Origin of the sequence: Vibrio minamisatsumaniensis (assembly GCF_050337445.1) — a bacterium.
GTDB classification, from domain to species: Bacteria; Pseudomonadota; Gammaproteobacteria; order Enterobacterales; family Vibrionaceae; genus Vibrio; species Vibrio artabrorum.
Map to the genome: position 1 here is coordinate 1 of NZ_JAKJSY010000177.1, position 1,125 is coordinate 1,125.

General features: G+C 35.1%; 2 protein-coding genes. Both read left to right on the forward strand.

Annotated elements, in window-relative coordinates:
- A partial coding sequence (locus tag L4B77_RS20060) for an IS3 family transposase (protein WP_146162300.1) occupies positions 1 to 114 on the forward strand: 114 nt, incomplete at its 5' end.
- 35 nt (positions 115 to 149) lie between these two features.
- Positions 150 to 1,125: hypothetical protein (locus L4B77_RS20065; protein ID WP_429752624.1), on the forward strand; the 976-nt coding region annotated here is incomplete at its 3' end.

Sequence of the window (1,125 nt, forward strand, 5' to 3'; positions counted from 1 at the left end):
GAGATGCGCCAAGCACTTTTTGAATATATCGAAGTTGATTATAATCGAACAAGAAGGCACAGTGCTCTTGGGTATCTAAGCCCAGTTAACTTTGAAAAACAATATGTCGCTTAATGCGGTGTCCAGTCTGACTGGAGCAGATCAAACCGGTGAATGGAGTTGGATATCTCTTTTACAAAGCTATAGAGTTTGAACATAACTCAAAGTTTATTTTCACATGTCGACCATTTATTCGATTTGCGAGTGTAGAGTTTTATCAACTATCACTTTCTGGGTTAACAGAACTAAATACAATAGACTTCTTTAGAAATAGCGCCACTAACATCTCTAAAGATAAACTAAGTGGATATGCAAAAAGAGCATACAATTTAACTAATGGTCATGCATTATGGTTAAGCTTAATTATTGCGCAATCTCATCGTGGAGAACAGGCATTAATAGCCTTTTTAGACAAAATTGCGTCAGGTATTACTATCGATGAGAATGACTCTACAATTTTATCTAAAAATGTTTTGAGCAATATTTGGACCTCTCTACATAATCGTGACCGACTACTTCTAAGAACATTAGCTGAGTCGGTAGTTGCCGAAAGTACCGAAGATTACGCTGAAATTCTAAGACCAGAACTAAACTATAATCAATATCAAAAAGCTCTGAAAGCTCTGAGAAATTTCAACCTGATAGTAGAAAAAAGAGGTAGTAATTATATTGAGCTACACCCGCTTGTAAAAGAGTTTATTAGAAAAAATTACCAAACTTCCGAAAGGAATAAATACATATCTCTTATCGTAACTTATTATGATAAGGCTATATATGTATTGAGAGAAAAATTGAGCTATAAATTAAGCTTTGATGAATTCTCTAATTTTACTAATAAGGCGGAGCTTTCAATTAATGCAGGAGACCACCAGAATGCTATAAATTCATTATGGGAGATTCACAGTTCTATGACCGCAGCAGGCTACAACGAGGAGTTCCTGCGTGTTGGCAAATTACTCTTATCATCGATAACTTGGTCAAAGAGGCGCATTGAAAAACTAGAGAATTTCTATCCATTAATGAGCTATATCATTCGATGTTTAGTCGAGTATGGTGATGATGAGCAAGCCCTATATTATATTACTA